The organism is Leisingera sp. ANG-DT, assembly GCF_000813785.1.
Classification (GTDB): Bacteria; Pseudomonadota; Alphaproteobacteria; order Rhodobacterales; family Rhodobacteraceae; genus Leisingera.
This window is the reverse complement of record NZ_JWLE01000020.1, coordinates 158801-179680: the sequence shown is the minus strand read 5'-3', so window position 1 is coordinate 179680 and position 20880 is coordinate 158801. Positions and strand designations below refer to the sequence as shown.

Genomic DNA, 20880 nt, shown 5'->3' with positions numbered 1-20880 from the left:
CTACTCTGGCAAATACTTGTCCGACCAACTTTCTGAAGCTGCGCCGCTTTCGATCATGCGCCCGATTTCGTCGTCCGCATAGCCTGCACGCGCGAGGACCGCGCGCGTGTGCTGCCCGTATTTCGGAGCAGGCCCTGGTATGGTGATTTTGGCTTTCTCGGGCCTCACCGCATTGGGCGCGACGAGGTCGACCCACCGCCCCATCGGGTGCTGATCATGGCGCACCGCGCGAAAGGTCGCCTTGGAGATGTCGATCTCGCCTTCGCTTTCACGCTGCAGGCCCGCATCGCGGGTGCCATGCAAAGAGCCAAGCGGCGTGATACCCACCGATCCACCGGCAAAGGCTCGCATCCAGTCGACCACCGGTTTTTGTGCAAACCGCTCGGCAAGCAGATCTTCAAGGTCGGCGTCATCCTTTCCGACGAGATCGGACAGATCAGGAACCCGCCCCAGAGCCGCGTCACGCTCTGTCGGGGCTGCAAAGAACATCCAGCCATCAGCGGCGGCATAACAGCGATAGAATGGCCCCGAACCGCGCACCTCACGTCCCGAAGGTTCGTCGAACGCTGGGCGTCCGTCGAAATCATACATGAATTGCGCCTGGATCATCTCACCTGCGGCGGCCAGTGAGGCACGGGCAACACCGCCCTTGCCGGTCACACTGAGCCGCTCCAGCGCCGCACCAAGGGCTACGCAGGCGCAATGGCCGGTGAGCGCGTCGATGGTGCCGAAATGGGCGTGTTCCTCGGGTGTCTCCGGCCCGCCGCCAAAGCGGGTCATCACGCCTGTCGCCGCCTGTGCCAGGTCGTCATAGCCAAGGTGATCCGATTTCGCTCCGCGACGCGGCCCGCCCCAGGCATCCAACTGCACAAGAATGAGGCGTGGATTGACTTCGTTTAGGCGGGCCTCGGTCAGACCTAGTGCATCGCGTTGCTGATCAGTGCCGTTCATAGTGATCACGTCAGCCTCAGCAACCAATCGCCAAAGCGCCTCTTGCCCCTGTTCCGAGCGAAGATCGAGCAGCACGCTTTCCTTGCCGCGCTGCGCGTGCAGCCCGAACACCACCGCATTCCATGGGTCGACCGAAGGTCGTACGGGTTGGACCAGCGTAACCTGCGCCCCGAACCGTGCCAGTGTCGATCCGATGGTAGGCCCGGCAATGACATTGGTCAGATCCAACACCTTCAGTCCGTCCAGCCAGAGGCCCTTGCTGTCGCCGCCCGAGGGCCTTCGCGGCGGCTCTGCAAGAACGCCGCTTAGCGCAGCGCGAAAACCGTCCCGCTCAGGCCCTGCGGCCATGTCCATCGCGCCCGGGTCATCGGCCAGCCAAGCGACGTTGCCCATCTGCCGCATCTGCCCATGGCGGGGATCGTCAAGCGCGACCACCAGTCCCGAGGCCAACGCATGCGGATCCGCCAGCCATTCCGCTGTGCTGCGTTGTGCGGTAGCCGGAGCCTTGGCCACTCCGAACAGCTCCTCCCATTCATGCGCGGGGCGGGTCAGGAAAGCGGCCTTCATCGCATCCGAAAGGCGCTTGCGATCATCCTCCCCCACCGGGTAGCTGCGCAGCGCCCATTCCCCGGGCCAATCCGCCTGATCGACATAGACATCGAAATCCGGCAGGTCTTTCAACAGATCGCCAAGGCCCAGAACCTCAAGCACCCTTTGGGGATGGTTCACGATTGAGCAGGATACGATGTAAAACCCGCGCCCATCGGCACAGGTGTAGGTGCGGTAGAACGGATCAAGAAATTCTGACAGTTCGGCAAAACTCAGATCGTTGGGCAGACCCTCGCGTGCGCGCCGCTCCAGCTCCAGCTCACGTGGAGATTTGTAGCGGTCGGGGTAGTCTTCGATCTGCTCGCAGTTATAAACCAGCCCCTCCAATAGGGCAGACGCCAGCGGCACTTCGATGTGGTCACCTCCCATCCGGGGCCGCGCGGTCAGCGCTAACAGGACCGACATTGCGCCAAAAGCGGCACCATAGGCCGAGGCCAGCCCCAGCGGCGTGAAGGATGGGTTGATCCCCATCAATTGCCGGTTCAGCCCCATGTCGGTAAACTGTCCCGTGCGCGCTGCGATCACCGCCTCCCACGCGGCAAGACCTGAAAACTCCGGATCGTTCGAGGCAAAGCCTGGAAGCGACAGCGAGACGATATCAGAGTTCGCCTGTCTGAGCGCCGCCGGTCCAAGCCCCAAACGTTCCATCACACCCGGGCGGAAGTTCTCGATCACCACATCGGCGCGGCGGACCAGATCAAGCGCTGTAGCACGCCCGGTTGCTGTCTTGAGATCAAGCGTCAGCGCGCGCTTGCCACGGGACAGCATGTCGAAAGCCGGGTCCTTCCACCGGGAGCCACCTGGCGGATCGATGCGGACCACCTCTGCCCCAAGGTCGGCCAGCATCATTCCGACCAAGGGCCCGGCCAGATATTGCCCAAAATCAAGGACACGAATGTGGGAAAGCGGACGGTTCTGCATGGTCACTTGATCCTGTTCCGGCGGGTTACGCCCACCACTCTAGGAAATTGCCGAGGAATGTTTCATACTCATTCTGCCAAAAATGAGATCAGATCTGCCAATGCATCCCATCCACGTCTCTGTTGTCCTGTGCGATGCCTTTTCCAACATGGTGCTTGCCTGCCTGCTTGAACCGTTGCGGGTGGTGCGGGATCAAACTGGTGCGAATATCCGCTGGAACATCCTGACAGATGGTGACCGAGCCGTGGCCAGTTCGAGCGGTCTGAGCGTATCACCGGAAATGCCGATGGCAGATGCGCCTCCGCCTGATCTGGTCATCATCATCGGTGGCGACGCCTTTCGGGACAGCAAAGGCGCGACGCCCGCTCGCAATCTTGGGCGACTGATCCGGGGTGCCACCGTGATTGCCGCCGATACCGGTGCGTGGGTTCTGGCAAAGGGCGGTTTCCTGAACGCTCGCAAGGCCACGTTGCACTGGCAGCTTCTTGAGGAATTCGCCGAGGAATTCCCCGAGGTCGAGGTCCTTCCCGATCGCTATGTGCAGTATGGCCGTTTTTGGACATGCGGCAGCGCGGCATCGGCTTTCGATCTGATGCTGAAATTCATTCGGGATCGTTTCGGTGCCTCGGTCGCATTTGATGCTGGTGCAATGTTCCTGCACGACAACGCCAGACGGCACGGCGCCTCCTATCCCGATCAGACATTGTCGCAAGCGGTGTCCCCAAAGCTAAAACGCGTTGTCGTGCTCATGTCCGAAGCGCTTGAAGCACCACGGTCCATCCCCGCCCTGGCGGAACAGGCACATATATCCGAACGGTCCTTGCGCCGTCTGTTCTGGACGGAACTCCAGACAACGCCAGGGCGATACTACTTGCTTCTTCGCCTGGCCCGCGCCCGCGAGCTGCTTCGCTATAGCAACCTCTCCCTCGATCAAATCGCCATGCGTTGCGGCTTTGCGAGCACGACCACCCTGACACGCAGCCTGCGCAAAAATTTCTCATCCGATCCGCTTCGGGATCGTTGGACAAATCTGTGACCATTCCTGCCTACGCTTTTGCAAAGAGTGCCAACTGCCTTAACGACGGCTATCCCTGCCGCGGCGCAGCGTTGTAGATCCAGCAAATGTAGCGATTTTCGCGCTGCGTGCGCTCGCAGCGAAAAAAGTGAATTCACAAGTCGGGCTCTGACCGGGCATTCGCCGCACCTGGCGTGAATGACGACAGGCAGCCCAGAAGCAGCTGTTCGAACCAGATGCGGTCACTGAGATGCTGCGATGGCGAAGCGTCTGGACCGCCATTCTGAAAGCTGCCGTTCCGCAAGTGGTTACGCGCATGGATGTGAACCGGGATGGGAAATGACCCCGTAGAAAGGGCAGCTGCAATGGACTCTGCAGGGCTGTTCACCTGAAGAAATCTCCATTTTGGAAAACCCAGTGGTTATTGCGCAACCAGAGTACGATCGGGCAACAAACGGCAGTTGGCGCTTGTTCCCCGACGAGTTGAACAGGTCTCTTGATCTGTAGGATTTAGTGGCCCAACTCCAAAACCAGTTTTCTAGCAGGGCGAAGTCAGAACGCCAGTGTAGGGACGTCGACAATTGTCGCGCCGCCATCGACCGTCAGAACCGCCCCGGTAATCATGGCAGCCTCGGCGGAGCATAAGAACGCAACTGCAGCTGCCACTTCTTCACCTGTTGCTGCGCGGCCTAGCGGTACGTCGCGTGTAACTAGGCTGTAGGCCTCCTCGACGGACTCCAGGCTCCGGCGCTCAACCAGCTCTGCCATCTCCGCATCGGCCATTTCGGTGCGGACCCAGCCGGGGCAGACCGCGTTGCAGCGCACCCCGTGCCGGCCGTAGTCGCGGGCAATGGAGCGGGTCAGCCCCAGCAGCCCGTGTTTCATGGTGACGTAGCCGCAGGCCTCCGGCCCGGCCGCAAGCGCTGCGATCGACGCCATCATCAGGATGTTTCCGCGGCGCTCCTTCAGCGCCGGCATGGCGGCACGGGCAGAGACCATGGCGGTGTTCAGATTGGCCTGAACTGCGGCGCTCCAATCCGCGTCGCTGATCCCTGTGAGGGTGCCAAAACCGAAACCGCCGGCATTGCAGACCATCACGTCCAGGCCGCCGAAGCGGCTGCGGGCCAATTCCACCAAAGCTTCCATATGCTCCGCACTGGCAGCATCCCCCGCCAGAGCAATGCCGCCGCAGCTTTCTGCTACTTTTTCGATCGGTTCCAGGCGGCGGCCGGTCAGGATCACATTGCCGCCTTCGGCTGCTATCCGGCGGACGGTGGCGGCGCCGATCCCGGTTCCGGCACCGGTGACAATCGCGGTTTTGCCTGCGAAGCGGGTCATGGCTGCATACCTTTTCCAGAGAGAAAATTTTGGGCCAGAACACGGGTTGTTCCGATGAACCGCTGATTGCGCGCCTTGGATCCGGGTTCATCCATCCGGGTGATGATCCAGCCCGCATAGGTTGCCGACCGCAGCAGGATGAACAGGTCGAGCGCGCCCAAGTCGATCACCCGCACCGACAGGTAGCCGGCAATCACCGCATCGCGCAGCGCCGGATAATCGGTCTCCCGCATATTCTTGAGCAGAGTGGTGGCCAGGTCGAACAACCGGAAGCCAAAACCGCTGTCGTCAAAATCGATCAGCTGCAATTTGTTGCCGTCGGCCATCACGTTCTCGCGCACAAGATCGGCATGGATAAGGCCATAGTCCAGTTTGCCCTCCAGCCCTTGCAGTTCCGCATCCGCTTCGTTGCGCAAGGCAAGGAACAGTACGCGGTCCTCTTTGGTAAGGCTGGGATTCTCCCAGAACCTGCCCCAGACCGGTGTCTCGCCGAGCAGACCCTCCCGGTCCCAGGACCAGCGGCTGAAGCCCGCGGGCGGGGTCCAGCGGTCGGAGACAGCGTGCAGCCGCGCCATTTCGCGGCCGATGCCATAAAACAGGCCTGTGCGGTCGGCGGCGGCCAGATCCTCGCCCGTTTTGCCGACCGGGGCGCCGGAGAGCCAGGTCAGCACATCCACCTGGATACCGTCAGCCACATGCAAAAACTCGCCCGAAGTTGAGGGGATCGGGGCCGGCACGTGCAGGCCACCCTCCGCCGCGGCGTTCATCCATTGAAGTTCCGACCACAGCTCTGCATCGGTGCGGTATCCGGGACGGTGCAGGCGCAGGGCATAGGCGCGCCCGGCGTGATCGACCCGGTAGACCTGGTTTTCACGGGTGGCAATGAGACGCTTCTCGGCGCCGTCCATCCCCCAGAGCACCAAGGATTGCTCCACGGCTGCGGCTGTCATGGCTGCACCGGGGTTCCCGCCAGCACCTCGTCCAGCGTGTCAAACAGCAGATCGGCGTTTTCCTGGGAGAACGGCATCGGCGGGCGGATTTTCAGTGTATTTTTGTGGCGGCCCAGCTTGGAATGGATGATGCCGCGGCGGCGCATGGCGTTGATCACCCGGTCGGTGAAGGCAATGGCCGGCTCCTTGGTGGCGCGGTCCAGCACCATTTCGGCGCCAAACACCATGCCGGAGCCGCGCACATCGCCGATGACATCATACTTCTCCTGCAACATCTTCAGCCGGGCGCGGGCATAGGCGCCGACCGCTTCGGCATGGGCCAGCAGGTTCTGGTCCCCGATCTCCTCCAGCACCGCCATGGCGGCGGCGCAGGACACCGGGTTGCCGCCGAAGGTGTTGAAGTAGCGGTAGCCGGAGCGGAAGGTTTTGAGGATCTCGCTGCGGGTGACAACGCCGCCGACCGGGTGGCCGTTGGCCATCGGCTTACCCAGTGTCATCACATCCGGCACCACGCCCATCTTCTGATGCGCCCACAAATGGGTGCCGGTGCGGCCAAAGCCCGATTGCACCTCGTCGCAGATCAACAGGCCGCCGGCCTTGCGCACCACCTCCGCCGCGGGCTTCAGCCAGCCGTCCGGGTGGTTCGGAAAGCCCTCATTCAGGAAGAAGGGGCAGACAACCAGCGCGGCAAAGCCGGTGCCGGCCTCCTCATGCGCGGCGATCTGTTCAGCCACGGCGGCGGCGAATTTTCTGCCACCCGGATCCGGGTTGCGGTAGCTGTCGGGCGCTTCGGCAAAGCGGAAATACTGCTCCAGCCCGAAGCCCACTGTTGGCGTGTTCGAACAGCTGAGCTGGCTGACCAGCGCGGTATTGCCGTGATAGGTGGCGTCGGTGGCCACGATGCCGCGCCTGCCGGTCATCGCTTCGGCCATGCGCAGGGCAATGTCGTTGGCCTCAGACCCGGTGCAGGTCAGGATCGCTGTGTCGAGCGAGGCATCCATGGTAGCGGTCAGTTTCTCCGCATAATCCAGAATGCCGTCGTGCAGGTAGCGGGTGTGGGTGTTGAGGGTTGCCGCCTGGCGGCAGATCGCCTCCACCACCCGCGGGTTGCAATGGCCCACATGCGGCACGTTGTTGTAACAATCCAGATACTTGCGCCCGTCGGCATCCCACAGCCAGACGCCCTCGCCCCTGACAATATGCAGCGGCTCATCATAGAAGGTGGAGACATTCGGCCCCAAGAGCCGGGCGCGCCGGTCGATGAGGTCCTGGGATCTAGCAGGCAGGGTCATAGCGTTTCCTCGGATCAAAGCTGAATCCAGGCGGATTTCAGGTCGGAGTATTTTTCCAGAGCGTGCAGGGACTTGTCATGGCCGTTGCCGGACTGTTTGACGCCGCCCAAAGGCACGGTCAGGTCGGAGCCGCCGTAGGTGTTCACATGCACAATGCCGGAGCGGATGCCTGCCACCATGCGGTGCGCCCGGCTGAGATTGGCGGTCCAGACACCGGCGGAAAGCCCGTAGGTGGTGGCATTGGCTAGGCGGATTGCCTCCTCTTCGTCCTTGAAGGTGGTGACGGCCAGCACCGGACCGAAGACCTCGTTCTGGAACAGGTGGTCCTGCGGTTTCACCCCTGCCAGGATAGTGGGCTGCATGTAGAATCCGCCGGTTTCCTGGAGGATGCGCCGGCCGCCGGCCCGCAGCTCGGCGCCCTCGGCCTCGGCGCGGGTGGCAAACTCCAGATTGGCTTCCAGCTCTGCCAGCGAATGCACCGCGCCGATCTGGCTGGCGAGGTCGAGCGGGTCGCCGACCCGGAAAGCCCCGGCGTGACGGGCCATTTCAGCGATGAAATCCTCGGCGATGTCCTCCTGCACCAGCAGCCGCGAGCCTGCGACGCAGACCTGGCCCGAGTTGCGGAAGATGCCCGCGGCAGAGACCTTGGCTGCCTCGGCCAGGTCGGGCGCATCGGCGAAGATGATGTTGGGGGATTTGCCGCCCAGTTCCAGGTAGCAGCGCTTGAGGTTGGAGCGGGCCGAATATTCCAGCAGCCGCCGCCCGGTGGCGCCGGAGCCGGTGAAAACCATGATGTCCACATCCATGCTGAGCGCCAGGGTCTCGCCAACGACGCTGCCCTTGCCGGTCACCACGTTGAACACCCCCGGCGGAACACCGGCCTCAATCGCCAGTTCGGCGATCTTCAAAAGGCTGAGTGAGGCGCTCTCGGCCGGCTTCAGAACAATCGAGTTGCCTGCCGCCAGCGCCGGGGCGATTTTCCAGGAGCCGATCATCAGCGGGAAGTTCCAGGGCACGATAGCCCCCACCACCCCGACCGGTGCGTGATGCACCAGGGCCAGCACATTCTCTGCCGTGGGGGCGACCTGGCCATAGATCTTGTCGACGGCCTCGCCGTAGTAGCGGAAGGTTGCGGCGGCCGACAGTGCCTCCGCCTTGATTGCCATGGTGATTTCGGTGCCGTTGTCGCGCACCCCCAGCACGGCGATTTCCAGCGCCCGCTCCTCGATCAGATCGCCTAGCTTCATCAGCACCTTCTTGCGGGCGGCGGGGGCCATGCGGGACCAGTGCCCGGCTTCGAAGGAGGCCCGTGCTGAGGCAATGGCACGCTCCATGTCGGCAGGCGTTCCTTCGGCCAGACGGGCCAGCGGCCGGCCGTCGATGGGGGAAATCACCTCCAGCATGCCGCCGATCAGGGAAGCCTGCGCCGCCCCATCGATGAAATGGCCTTGGGCCGGCACTTCCTGCTGGCGGAAGGCGTCGATGTCTCTCTGGTTCAGCATAGTCCTACCCCTGCTGGCTGGAATGTTCGTAGTCAGGCCCAACCGGATCCGGCTTGCGCTTAGCTTTCTGCTCGCGGATCAGGGTGCGGATGTGCAGCACCAGGATCCCGATGATCATCACGAAGATGATTGCAGCGATGGGGCGGCTGATGAAGTCTATGGGGGTTTTCACTGCTGCCATTGCGGCGCGCAGTTTGACTTCCATGATGCCGCCCAGGACCATGCCCAGAATGATCGGCACAATCGGCAGGTTCAGCCGCTTGAGGATCAGGCCGAATACGCCGAAACCCGCGGCGATGGCGCAGTCGGTGATCGAATTGCGAAGCGAATAGACGCCGATGAAGGACAGGGTCAGGATCATCATGCCCAGAAACCGGGTCGGGATCTGAATGATCTTCAGCAGCAGGTTGGTGGAGAACAGCAGGAACACCAGCACAATCACGTTGAGCAGGATCAGGGACAGATAAAGCGCCATTACAAAATCCAACTGGGTTTCAAACAGCTGCGGACCCGGGATCACGTTGTGGACGTAGAACACCGATAGCATCATCGCGGTCAGCGCTTCGCCCGGAATGCCAAGCGCCAGCAGCGGGATCATTGCCGCACCTGGGACAGCGTTGTTTGCTGCCTCAGATGCGACAAGGCCTTCGGGAGAGCCGTTGCCGAAGGCGTCCGGAGTTTTCGAGGTCTTCTGGGCGTAAGTGTAGGACAGGAACTGTGCGGTGAACTCACCGACGCCGGGGATCATGCCCATCAGCACGCCAAGGGAGGACGAGACGGTTGCGATGCGCTTGATCCCCAGCAGCTCCTTCATGCCCGCAAGCATGCTGCCCTGCACATGGGCTTCACCGGGGGCGTGGTCCTTTTCGATCAGCAGCAGGAAGGCCTGGCTGAGGGCAAACAGTCCCAGCACGACGACAATCAAGTCAAAGCCGGAGGACAGCCAGCTTTGGTCGAAGGTGAAGCGTTTGGTGTATTTGACTGGCTCCAGCCCGACAGTGTTCAGGAATATGCCGAAACAGGCCAGCATTCCGGCGGCAAAAGTTTGCCCGCGGTGTGCTACCACCACCAGCAGGATGCCCATAAAGGCGGCGAGAAAGATCTCGCGGCTGCCGAAATGCGGGGCGATCAGCGCCAGCAGCGGTGACAGCACTATCAGGCAGACGACCGAGAAGATGCCGCCGAAGAAGGACGCCGAATAGGCCAGTGACAGCGCCCGGTGGCCTTCCTTGCGCTTGGTCATCGGATAGCCGTCATAGGTAGTCAGTGCATTGACCGGCGTGCCGGGGGTGTTGATCAGGATGGCCGGAATGGCGCCGCCGTACATCGAGCTGCCGTAGATCCCCAAGAGCAGGGTCAGTCCGACGATGGGCTCAAAGGCAAAGGTGGCCGGCAGCAGGATGGCGATGGCAACCGCGGGCCCGACCCCCGGCAGCGCGCCGATGATGACGCCGCCGATGGAGCCGATGGCAAGTGCCACGAAGACTTCCCATTGGGCAAGGATCTGAATACCGGAAAGAAGCGGTTCCATGGCAGCCTCACAAATAGGTCAGCGCAAAGGCGCGCAGCGCATCTGGCAGATGCTGATAGATTTCGCCTGCGGGTATTTTCACCTGCAAAAAGCCCCGGAAGATCAGCGCGACGCAGGTGGCAAACAATGACGCAAGCACCAGATGCTGCGGGCGGCGGAAGCCTGCACGCAAGGTCAGGAACAGGGCGAACAAAATGGTTGAAGGCAAGTAACCGCAAAGCGGGACAATGGCGACATAGGCCAGGAAATAAAGCACGTATTCCAGGGATTGGAGCCAGAACACCACCTCCTTCAGGCGGCCGGGAATGCGGGGGGAGACCATTGAGCCCAGCAAATGGAAGGCGCCGAAAACCGCCATCCCCCAGACCGCAATGCTGGGCCACAGCGACGGCTGGCCGTACCATTTGGTGCGTTTCACCCATTTGGTCTGCTCGCCCAGCTGGCTCAGCAGGAACAGCGCGAACAGCAAGAACGCCACAGCAAAAACCAGATCGCCCGGCCGCCGGTAGCGCTGAAACAGTTCCTGAAAATACTTGGTGCGTGCCATCGCTGCGCCCTCCTCCTGCCGCGGCGGATGCCGGGGCGCAATGAAGCGCCCCTGGCTGAATTATTCGCCGACCAGGGCGTTGACCTCGGCCAGATCGGTGATGTCTTTCTCGATCTGCCGGGCAGAAGCTTCGGCGTCCTTCCAGTAGAGCAGTACGCCGGTTTCCTTCATCAGGTTCTGCGCGGCTTCTGTCCCCAGCGCAGCCTGGGCGGCGGTGGCGATCTTTTCGCGCGCGTCCGCCGGGGTGTCCTTATGAACGAAAAGCCCGTTCCACAGCGACAGCTCCAGGCCCGGAACCACCTCGGCCATGGTCGGGACATCCGGGGTAAGCGAGGTGCGCTCGGAGCCGATGCTGGCCAGGATCTTAATACTGTCCATGCAGGGCAGAAGGGTTTGCAGGGTGCCGTTCACCACATCCACGTCGCCCGAAGCCAGCACGTTGCAATCCAGCAGGTCGTAGGCCGCCTCGCTGGCGAAATCGAAACCGGACTTGATGGCGGCGGCAAAGGTCACCTTGGTTGGTGCCAGGAAGGTGCCGTAGTGGCCCAGCGAGACGTCATTTTCCGCACCATAGGCTGACAGTTCCTCCCAGGTGCCGTAGGGTTTGTCCGCCAGGGTTGCGACCACAAACGGATAGGTCAGGAAGATGCCGACCGGATCGAAGGGATTGGGGTTCAGCTCCGGAATGCCGATTTCAGGGCCAACCACGGGAACCCCGATCACGAAGGAGCCGACCGTATAGCCGTCGGCCGGGGCGCCAGCCACTTCGACGGCGCCAGGGAACGGCCCGCCGCCGCCGCCCGGCTTGTTCACCACTGCCGCGGGAACGCCGTACATTTCCTGGAACTTGTCGGCAATCATCCGGGTCAGCACGTCCTCCAGGTCGCCCGGAGGCCAGGGCACCACGAAGGAGACCGGTTTCTCCGGATACTCCGCCATGGCGGCGGTTGCGCTGAGAAGTGCCGCAGCGGCTGCGAGTTTGAGTTTCATGTAATCCTCCCTTGATGTGTTCCGTTGCTTCAGTTGCTAGCCTTGCCGGGCGGCACGGTCCCCTCCGCCACCCAGCGGTCGAGGATTTCCAGCGCCGTTTGCGCGAAGGCAGGGTCGTTGATATGCGCTTCCAGCTCTGTCGCTTGGACGGCAGGGGCAACTGTCGCGCTCAGTTCGGTGATGAAGGCTTCCAGCCCCTCCGGATCGTGGCAGTCGCCGCCGGGGCGGTCCCATTCCTCGATCCCGCCTTTGGGGATAATCAAATGAGTAGGGGCCTTGCTTTCGCCAATCCGCCGGTTCAGTTCGCGGGCGATGCCGCGGCGTTCTTCGGCGTTGTAGAATGTGTTCTTCACGAGCTTGTTGTGGGTGTGGATCGGGCGGCCCCGGAACCGCTCCGGAATTTCCTGCCAGCCGGCAAAGTCGATCAGGTCCATGCAGCCGGGCGCGACGATCTGCGGAATGCCCGCGCGGCCTGCCGACAGGTGTCGCTCGCGGCCTGCATTGACCACCGAACCGGCCATCAGGTTGCCCAGCTCGCAGCCCGCAAAATCCATGACGCAGACAAAGCCGTTCTGCGCCGCGATCTGCTCAAACGCCATGCCGCCCATGCCCATGGCATGGAACACCGCCACCTCATAGCCGCGCTGTTCCAGCTCCGGCTTCAGGATCTTGATGTATTTGAGGCAGGAGGTGCCAAGCGATGTAACGCCGATCACCGGCCGCCCGCTAACCGCAGGCTCAGCCGCCCGCGCAGCCCCCAGGACAGCCCCCGCCGCCTGGGCCAGCGAGGACCGGCAAATGCTGTTCAGCCCGTAAAGCCCGCCGGCCCAGAGGATCATCTGGATGTCCGGCGACAGACGTTCAGAAGGGATCAGCGCCGAGAAGGAAACGGTGGAAACCACATATTTCGGCACCCCCACCGGCAGGGCCTGGCAAACATCCAGCGCCAGATCGGTGCCCATGGTGCCGCCCAGGATGATCACCCCGTCGATACCGCCGTCGCGGTGCAGCTCCCGGACCAGCGCGCAGGCGCCCGCCGACATGATATTCATCGCCACATGCTCGCTGCCGCTGCCGATCGCCGCCTGGATCGAGCTGCTGCCGGCCTTGGCAACATCGTGCTTGGAGAAATCCGTCGGCTGCTCCGGGTCGCCCAGCACACTGACATCCAGGGTCAGCACGCCGCCGCCCAGGCCGCTGATTTTCTGCGCCAGAAAGTCCAGCTCGGCGTTCTTGGTGTCGTATGTACCGATGACCAGTATGACCTTGTCAGCCATGGTGTTCTCCCTCCCGCTGATGGCTTCAGCCACGCATGATTTCGCCCTTGGGGTCATAAAACGGGGCCAGCTGCACCTTCAGCGGATACATCCGGCCCGCGATCTGCACCTCAAATCCACCCTCATCGATCCAGGCCTTGCTAACGCCGCCATCGCGGTGGAGGCTGGCGAGCCCGACCATCGCCTGCAGCCGGAAGCCCCAGTCGCCGGAGGTCACATGACCCACGATCTCCCTGTTCTTCCAAACCGGTTCGTTGTGGATTAGGTAAGGGCCGTCCTTTGCGCTGACGCCTTCGGCGATACAGGAAACCGTCCTGTACTGGGTCGCCGCTCCACCAGCTTTTTGCGCGGCGAGCCTGGCTTTGCCGAGGAAATCACCCGCCTTGGCAAGCGCCACCGCAAAGCCAAGACCGGATTCATAAGGTGTGTCGTCTTCGGCAATGTCGTGTCCGAAATGGCGGAAGCCTTTCTCCAAGCGGCAGGCATTCATACCGTACATGCCCATATGGCGCAGGCCCAGCGGTTCCCCTGCTTCCATCAGCGCCTCATAGACACCGGCCGTGAATTCCGTCGGCATCATCAGCTCATAGCCGAGCTCGCCTAGGAACGACCGGCGAATGGCCCAGCCGCGGGCATAGCCCATGTCGATCTCCTGCGCCGCGCCAAAGGGGAAGGCTTCGTTCGACAGGTCATCGCCCGAGATTGCAGACAGGATTTCGCGCGACTTCGGCCCGTGGATGGAAATCAGGCCGTAGGCTGAGGTCGCATCGAAGATCTCGAACCGCCACTCCGGGTCCGCATGGTCGCGGATCCAGGCTTGGTCGCGGATCTGGCTGGGGTGGCCGGTGATCACCATGAAGCAGTCCGGCGCGGTGCGGGTGATGGTGACATCCGCCTCAATGCCGCCGCGGGAGTTCAGGAACTGGGTATAGACCGAGGTGCCGGTTTGCACATCCATTTCCGCACCGCTGACCCGGTTCAGCGCACTCACCGCATCGGGGCCTTGCACCTGGATCTTGGCATACATCGACTGATCGATCAGCACCGCCGCGTCCCGCGCCGCCAGGCATTCCGCCTCGACATGCGGCGACCAGTCCTTCCACCACAGGTTCGGCTCCTCGTTCCAGCCCTTGCACTCCGGGTCGAAATACATGGGAACCTCCCAGCCGATCCGTTCGGCAAAGGCGGCGCCCGCCGCCGTGAGGCGATAATGCAGCGGCACCCGCCGCACGCCGCGGGCGCTGTGGATCTGGCGGCCCGCCCAGGAGACGCCATAGTGGAAGCCCACCGATTCCGCGCTGCGGTCGTGGTTGTATTTGGTATTGCGTTGGAACGGGTGCGCCCGGCGCGCCAGCATTGGCCCCATCCCGCGCGAGGGGGAGCCGTCGGTCATCCATTCCGCCATCGTCAGCCCGACGCCGCCGGAGTTGAGGATGCCGTTGGAGTTCATCCCGGTGGCGATAAACAGGCCCTTGATCTCACTGGTTGGCCCCAGGTAGGGGCGGCCGTCGGGGGTGAAGCTCTCAGGGCCGTTGAAGAAGGTCTGGATGCCCATCTCGCCCAGGGGTGGCATCCGCTCGAACATCTTCTCCAAGTTCGGCTCTACGTGCTCCATGTCGAAGGGCAGCTCGTCGAACTCGAAATCCTCAGGGATGCCATCGGCGCCATAGGGCTTGCCCAGCTTCTCGAAAGAGCCGATCAGCAGCTTGCCGGTGTCTTCCTTCCAATAGGTGCGCTCCTCGGCGATGTTCAGGATCGGCTGATCCTTCGGCAACCCCTCGACCGGCTCGGTCACGATATAGAAATGCTCGGTCGCGTGCAGCGGCACGGTGACACCATGCGCCTTGGCAAACAGATGGCTCCACATGCCGCCGGCCAGCAGCACCTTGTCCGTGACGATCACACCCCTGTCGGTTTCCACCCCGGCAATCTTGCCGCCGCGGACAACCAGCCGTGTCACCTTGGTCTCCTCGAACAGCTGCGCGCCCTGCGCCTTGGCGCCCTTGACCATGGCAACGGTCACGTCGAGAGGGTTCACCTGGCCGTTGGACGGCACGAAGAAGGCGGATTTTACATCTTCAGTTTCGATCCACGGCCATTTCTCCTGCAATTCCGCGCGGGACAGCAGAAAGCTCTCGATCCCCATGCGGTGAGCGTGGTCTTGGCTGCGCAGCAGCTGCTCGTGCCGCACATCGCCAATCGCCAGGTTGATGGTGCCATTGGGCTTGTAGCCGGTTGCCTGGCCGGTTTCCTCCTCCAGCTCGCGGAACAGGCGGGCAGTATATTTGCCCAGCTCGGTCTGGGCGGTGCTGTCGCGCAGCTGGCCGACGATGCCGGCAGCGTGCCAGGTGGTGCCGCTGGCGACCTTGCGCCGCTCGATCAGGACAGCAGGCACACCCCGCTTCGCCAAGTGGTACAGCGTCGAGACACCGATAATGCCGCCGCCGATAATCACCACAGGGGCTTGTTCCGGGAGATTGTAAGCCATCAAATCGTTCCTTCAGCCCGCTGGTGCAGGCAATCCGCAGGTTTCAAACCGGGAGCGGTGAGGCGCCGCGGGGCGCAGGCATCAGCCGCTCTGCTGCAAACCTTGTGGCAGAGAGAATCGATTTTCTGAAATTTTTCGCACCAAAGGTGCTATTATCGCACCTTGCTAAAATACCCGCCCGGAGGGCGCACCGGTCAGCGCAGTCTCCAGTTTACCGATGGCGGTCCGCAGCAGCGCCGCCAGTTCCTCCTGCCGGGCTTCGTCCAGGTTCAGGTCGGGAACAGCGATAGCAATGGTGCCTGCCGGGTCTTTGCCATCAGTAAAAAATGGCATCGCGACGCTGGCGACCCCTTCCTCCACCGTGTTGCGGCAGCAGGCATAACCGCGGCTGCGGGTTTCCTCGATAATCTGCAGCAGTTCGTCATCTCCGGTCACCGTGAAACGGGTCAGCTTCCCCCGTTTCAGCTTCAACAGCCGGTCCCGGGTTTTCGCTGAACAGAAAGCCAGAAACGCCAGCCCGGAAGAGGAGGAATGATACGGGTAGGTTTCCGCGGGTCTGAGGTTGATCACATTGCCCCGCGCAGGCAGGGTGAAAGAGGCAGTCGCCAGCCCGGATTCGGCGGGGATGCCAACGTGAACTGTTTCATTTGCTTGCGCTGACAGCCACTGCGTCACCACCTGGGTGGCCTTGACCATCGGCACAGTGGCCTCGCGCAGCCTGGCCAGCGACAGGAAGCCATGACCCAGCCGGTACTTCCGCGTCTCCGGGTTCTGCTCAATGAAGCCATGCTTGCTGAGCGACTGCAGCAGCCTGCGGGTAACAGCCTTGTCCTGGCCGGTGGCGCGGGCCAATTCGTTCAAGCCGATTTCTAGGTTCTCCAGCGAAAACTGGCGCAGCAGAAACATCGCCTTGTCTACGGTTTTCATGGTACGGCTCCCCGCCTGATTTCGGTGGCGGATGCTGTCCGTGTGCCCGTCACCCATCCGGGAGTAGCATATCACCGTCGCAGCTGCGCAATATTCTGTACTTTAAGAGTAGATTGTACACCTTTCAGCAGTAGTGTTTGCAGACCAAAAGCAGGTTTCAGCCCTTTGGGGCTTCACCGCCGGGCATCTGTTCGTACGAAACTAATACTCGAGGAACCCGGAGCGAAAGATCACTTCGCCCTGCAACTTGGTCACACGATGCCAGTTTCATGCTGCACCCACGACGTACGGCAGCTTTTGGTCGCGGATGCGCGGCGAAAATCGTGGCCTGAACTGGCGACAGGACTGGATTTGCAAGGGGAGCTTTGCTGCGCTTCGCTGACGCTCATGCGTTGCGCAGCGATTGATAAAGTGGGCTCAAAGCTGACTCAACAGCAGATGTCCCCAAAAGGCCCATGGCAGTCACCCGGAGCAAGCCATCCATGCTGCGGGGCAACCCGTGAAAGCTGCCTCAATACCGTTTCTGCGCTGCAAAGAATGCAGCAACGTCCAGAATGTCCTGATCACTCATTTCCTCTAGTGCTCTAGTCATCGCAGCGTTTTTGCTGCTGTCATCGCGCGCACCTGCCAGGTAGTTTCGCATCTCCTGAATTAGATAGACCGCGGGCTGACCGGCCAACATGGGAACCGGCTGAAACGACGTCGATCGAGCATTGCCATCTACGCCGTGGCAATGGGCACAGTTGGTGCGCGCAAGAACCCTACCTTGCTCCGGATCGCCCTCCGCAAACACAGGACCTATCACGCCTGCGGCGGTCACCACCAATACCGCCAAAACCCGTTTACCCATGTCATTCCTCCGGGATATCTGTCGTTGTCCAGAGGATAGCACGATCAGAACTCTCTCGAACGGCCAAACGATTCTTCCGTCCGCCTATGGCCGCTATGGGCTCTCCTGAAACCTTCGCCGCCTGATGCACCAGTGACCGAGATTGGATGCCGCTGCCGTTCACTTCGTCTGCATCGAATGGGAATAGAGCGGATGGGGTGGATGACGTCTGCACCCGACTGTCGCGCAATGCGGCATGGTACAGAAGTCACCTTCTGACAGGAAAGGAGCCCCATCATGGAAGTTACGACAGTAGGATTGGATCTTGGCAAGGATGTTTTTCAGGTCCATGGCATTTCGGCCGACGGCACGGTTGTTTTCAATCGTTCGATCCGGCGCAGACAGTTGCTCAGGTTTTTCGAGACGCTGCCGAGCTGTCTTGTCGGCATCGAGGCCTGCGGCTCAGCACATCATTGGGCGCGAGAGTTGAGCGCCGTCGGCCACGATGTGCGCCTGATGCCCGCCGTTTACGTGAAGCCTTACGTCAAACGCGGTAAGACCGACGCTGTCGATGCGGAGGCGATCTGCGAAGCCGTTACCCGACCGACCATGCGGTTTGTGGCCGTTAAGTCGAAGGAACAGCAGGCCCTGCTCACGATGCATCGCGTCCGCCAGCTTGTCGTCCGCCAGAAAACCCAGATGCTAAACGTGATCCGGGGTCTTCTGCGAGAGTTCGGTCATGTGATCGGGAACGGGCCGGTGGCGGCAATGCGCTTCGTCAAGGCGTTCCAGGCCGATGATTGGCCGGACATTCCTGACGTGGCCAGGAGCATGCTCAAGACGCTCTGCGACCAGGTTGTTGATCTCGATGATCGGGTGACCTTCTACGACAAGCTGATCGAATATCATTCCCGGATTGATGAGCGCGCCAAACGCATCAGAACGGTGCCCGGGGTCGGCCCCATCACCGCCTCGGCCATTGTTGCCACCATCGGCGATGGCAAGCAGTTCAAGAACGGACGTGAGTTTGCCGCCTGGCTCGGGCTCACGCCGCTGAATAGGTCGAGCGGTGGCAAGGAACGCCTGGGCCGGATCAGCAAGAAGGGAGATCGATACATACGAAGGCTGCTGGTGATCGGCATGACCTCTCAGGTGCAGCGCGCCCGTGGCTATCCGGAACGTGTGCATCCCTGGATCATGCAGCTTTTGGAACGCAAACCAATGCGCCTCGCAACCATTGCGATGGCGAACAAAACTGCCCGCATCATATGGGCGATCCTCACCAAGGAAACATATTACCGGCAATCAGCAGCATAAGCGGAGGAGCAAAACAAACACGAATTGCAAGACGAATGCAATGATGGCACGTGCGGTCATCCGCGACATTGGAAAACCCGTGGTTTGTCCTGAGCTTAAAGGCTCGCGATGCCGATTGGGACCAAGGTCACGGAACCCATCAGATGGAGTGGTTGCCGCCCTCCCTCGACGGCATCGCAATGTGCCAAATTAGTGGTGTTACAGCCACTGAGACGAAAGGACGGCAACCATGAGAAAAGATATGATGATTGGAGTGGACTTGGCAAAGAGTGTTTTCCAGATCCATGGAGCAACTATGGACGGCACCGTGAAGTTCAGGAAAAAGCTCAGCCGACCACAGTTCCTGCAGTTCATGTCCAAACAAGCCCCTTCTGTCGTCGCAATGGAAGCGTGCGGTAGTTCTAGTTTTTGGGCCCGCGAGTTAACTCGCCTTGGTCACGATGTGAAACTGATCTCGCCGCGATACGTTAAACCGTTCGTCAAACGGCAAAAGAATGATGCCGCTGATGCTGAAGCGATTGTCGAGGCGGCACAGCGTCCGGAATTGCGTTTTGTTGACCCCAAAACAGAAGATCAACAAGCTCGGGCCATGTTGTACAGGGTCCGGGAGAAATTGGTCTGTCAGAGGACAGAGTTGGTGAACGCACTCAGGTCTTATCTATACGAGTTCGGGCATGCATTCCCGCAAGGCATTGCGCATCTGAAACGGATTGAAACGCTTGTCGATGATCCAGACAGCAAATTGCCCGAGCTCGTTTGCAATGAGTGTCGCGATCTTCTCATCCAAATATCTGAGATATCGGAACGCATCGACATCAAGACGCGGCGTATCAAGGACCTGGCGGCCGAAACCGACACCGCCCGGCGATTGCAAACAATGCCCGGGGTCGGCCCAATAACAGCGTTGGCGGTAGAGGCGTTCGCACCATGCATGACGAGCTTCAAACGTGGAAGAGACTTCGCAGCCTGGTTGGGGCTCGTCCCACTCCAGCATTCGTCAGGTGGAAAAGAACGATTGGGACGTGTCTCAAAGGCCGGGCAGGCTGATATCCGCAAACTCTTAATCATGGGGGCAATGTCACGGCTGAACTGGCTGGGGCGAAAATCCATCCCGGATGGGGTCTGGCTGGCAAAACTAATGGAAAGAAAGCCCAAGATGCTGGTCGCAATTGCTTTGGCTAACAAAATGGCACGCGCTATCTGGGCGATGCTGACAAGAAACGAAGACTACCGAGAACTGGCTGGCGCAGTCGCAGTGTAAATGAACTGCTGCACACGCGACAACAGCCGGTGAAAGGGAGGTGAGAAGTCGACGACTGCATGGGCAAAATGATCGTTTAGATCTGGGATGGGAAAACCAGCGCTGGCCTTCGAGCAAACGAGCTCGGTCATCAGATTTGGACCTGTTCCGCGGATCACCATACCGGCCAGCGGCTTATGACAGACCGCACTGCAAAGGCCTGACAGAAGACCGCGCTCGATCACCAGCACACGCGCCAGAAACTTCTTGCATTATTGGCGGCAACCACAGAAGGCCAGCGGCTCAAACGCATGTCGCGATCAAAGGCCGAACACAGGACTGTACTGACCAGCCGCGCAATCAGAGCATTTTTTCCTTGCAAAGCAGACGTCATCCACACAGGACAAACCCGCCATTTGTTGACGCCGCTTTTGCTGACGCAGAGAGCCATCGCGCTTGCAGCAGGGCGTTTGCGGTGGCGCAGAGGATTTCATCGAAGCGGCCATTCACGGGTGTTGAGCTCACCAGATTTCAAACTGCACATTCCCGGCACTGCGACAAAGGTGGTTATCGTACTCGCCGTTGCACTCAGGTGCGAATTGAGGCGTCAGTCAGGTGGTGGAACGATGCCGCGCTTTCGTCCGATATTCATCAGGAATTTGGGCCCGATGACAGTGATTACCCCACCCAGGATCATCGGGACCCAACGGTGGATTGGTGACAACACCTGCCAGTTGGCAAGTGCGAACCACGCGAAGATCATCATCCACATGACGGAAAACATGATGTTCGACTTGATGAATGCCGGATGCGCGGCGAAATCGCCAACGTCCCCGGCAGAAAGCTCGGCCGTCCAGGGTTTGTTTTGCACGACGCTCACCAGTGCGCCGCCAGCCAGGAAGGAAAACACGATTGCAAGTGCGTTGGTTTCCTTGAGGGAAGGCATGACCAGCAGGGCCCCAAGAACGCCAACAACCCCGAGTATCTGGGCCGTCATGAACGCAGGTGGGATCGTGGCACCGTACCGCAGGGCGCTGGTGGCAAGTCCAATAGTGGCGCCGAGTATCGCGCCAAGAAGCGGGAAGCCGAGAGGCGCGAGTATGGTGAAGATCAGAAACGGCGACAAAAGCAAGTGTGCGTGAAGATATGCCTTCAT

General features: G+C 61.1%; 16 protein-coding genes. 3 read left to right on the top strand and 13 right to left on the bottom strand.

Going from position 1 to position 20880, the window contains the following annotated elements:
* Entirely contained in the window at positions 1-2481 is a 2481-nt protein-coding gene (locus RA21_RS15975; protein WP_039150651.1) for a CoA transferase, read from the bottom strand.
* 82 nt (positions 2482-2563) lie between these two features.
* On the opposite strand from RA21_RS15975, the gene RA21_RS15970 reads away from it, so the two are divergent.
* Positions 2564-3517, top strand: a complete 954-nt coding sequence (locus RA21_RS15970; RefSeq protein WP_039150648.1) for a GlxA family transcriptional regulator — start codon at positions 2564-2566, stop codon at positions 3515-3517.
* 531 nt (positions 3518-4048) lie between these two features.
* Here RA21_RS15970 and RA21_RS15965 read toward each other — a convergent pair.
* The 11 genes from RA21_RS15965 to RA21_RS22385 form a co-directional block, all read right to left on the bottom strand.
* The gene (locus RA21_RS15965; RefSeq protein WP_039150645.1) at positions 4049-4834 is read right to left on the bottom strand and encodes an SDR family NAD(P)-dependent oxidoreductase; all 786 of its coding nucleotides are present in this window, start codon (positions 4832-4834) and stop codon (positions 4049-4051) included.
* The gene (locus RA21_RS15960; RefSeq protein ID WP_193748082.1) at positions 4831-5784 is read right to left on the bottom strand and encodes a phosphotransferase enzyme family protein; all 954 of its coding nucleotides are present in this window, start codon (positions 5782-5784) and stop codon (positions 4831-4833) included. The genes RA21_RS15965 and RA21_RS15960 overlap by 4 nt, the downstream gene beginning before the upstream one ends.
* Positions 5781-7076, bottom strand: coding sequence for an aspartate aminotransferase family protein (locus RA21_RS15955; protein WP_039150643.1), 1296 nt, complete (start codon positions 7074-7076; stop codon positions 5781-5783). Before RA21_RS15955 ends, RA21_RS15960 begins: the two co-directional genes overlap by 4 nt.
* Before the next feature lie 14 nt (positions 7077-7090).
* Positions 7091-8578: an aldehyde dehydrogenase gene (locus RA21_RS15950; protein ID WP_039150640.1), complete on the bottom strand. Its 1488-nt coding sequence runs from the start codon at positions 8576-8578 to the stop codon at positions 7091-7093.
* 4 nt (positions 8579-8582) lie between these two features.
* The gene (locus RA21_RS15945; protein ID WP_039150637.1) at positions 8583-10109 is read right to left on the bottom strand and encodes a tripartite tricarboxylate transporter permease; all 1527 of its coding nucleotides are present in this window, start codon (positions 10107-10109) and stop codon (positions 8583-8585) included.
* 7 nt (positions 10110-10116) lie between these two features.
* Positions 10117-10656, bottom strand: a complete 540-nt coding sequence (locus tag RA21_RS15940) for a tripartite tricarboxylate transporter TctB family protein (RefSeq protein WP_039150635.1) — start codon at positions 10654-10656, stop codon at positions 10117-10119.
* 60 nt (positions 10657-10716) lie between these two features.
* Positions 10717-11646, bottom strand: coding sequence for a tripartite tricarboxylate transporter substrate binding protein (locus tag RA21_RS15935; RefSeq protein ID WP_039150633.1), 930 nt, complete (start codon positions 11644-11646; stop codon positions 10717-10719).
* 29 nt (positions 11647-11675) lie between these two features.
* Entirely contained in the window at positions 11676-12923 is a 1248-nt protein-coding gene (locus RA21_RS15930) for a Tm-1-like ATP-binding domain-containing protein (RefSeq protein WP_039150748.1), read from the bottom strand.
* 25 nt (positions 12924-12948) lie between these two features.
* Positions 12949-15411 (bottom strand): FAD-dependent oxidoreductase, encoded by a 2463-nt coding sequence (locus tag RA21_RS15925; protein ID WP_039150629.1) that lies wholly within the window; start codon positions 15409-15411, stop codon positions 12949-12951.
* 165 nt (positions 15412-15576) lie between these two features.
* Positions 15577-16338, bottom strand: coding sequence for an IclR family transcriptional regulator (locus tag RA21_RS22050; protein ID WP_193748081.1), 762 nt, complete (start codon positions 16336-16338; stop codon positions 15577-15579).
* Between the two features lie 511 nt (positions 16339-16849).
* A complete protein-coding gene (locus RA21_RS22385; protein WP_082008972.1) occupies positions 16850-17188 on the bottom strand; it encodes a c-type cytochrome in 339 nt (112 codons plus the stop codon).
* 276 nt (positions 17189-17464) lie between these two features.
* Here RA21_RS22385 and RA21_RS15910 point away from each other — a divergent pair, with 276 nt between their 5' ends.
* Together RA21_RS15910 and RA21_RS15905 are read left to right on the top strand one after the other, a co-directional pair.
* The gene (locus RA21_RS15910; protein WP_039150627.1) at positions 17465-18484 is read left to right on the top strand and encodes an IS110 family transposase; all 1020 of its coding nucleotides are present in this window, start codon (positions 17465-17467) and stop codon (positions 18482-18484) included.
* 229 nt (positions 18485-18713) lie between these two features.
* A complete protein-coding gene (locus RA21_RS15905; protein ID WP_039150625.1) occupies positions 18714-19745 on the top strand; it encodes an IS110 family transposase in 1032 nt (343 codons plus the stop codon).
* A 586-nt stretch (positions 19746-20331) separates the two neighbouring features.
* Here the strand turns inward: RA21_RS15905 and RA21_RS15900 are convergent.
* Positions 20332-20880 (bottom strand): hypothetical protein, encoded by a 549-nt coding sequence (locus RA21_RS15900; protein WP_039150622.1) that lies wholly within the window; start codon positions 20878-20880, stop codon positions 20332-20334.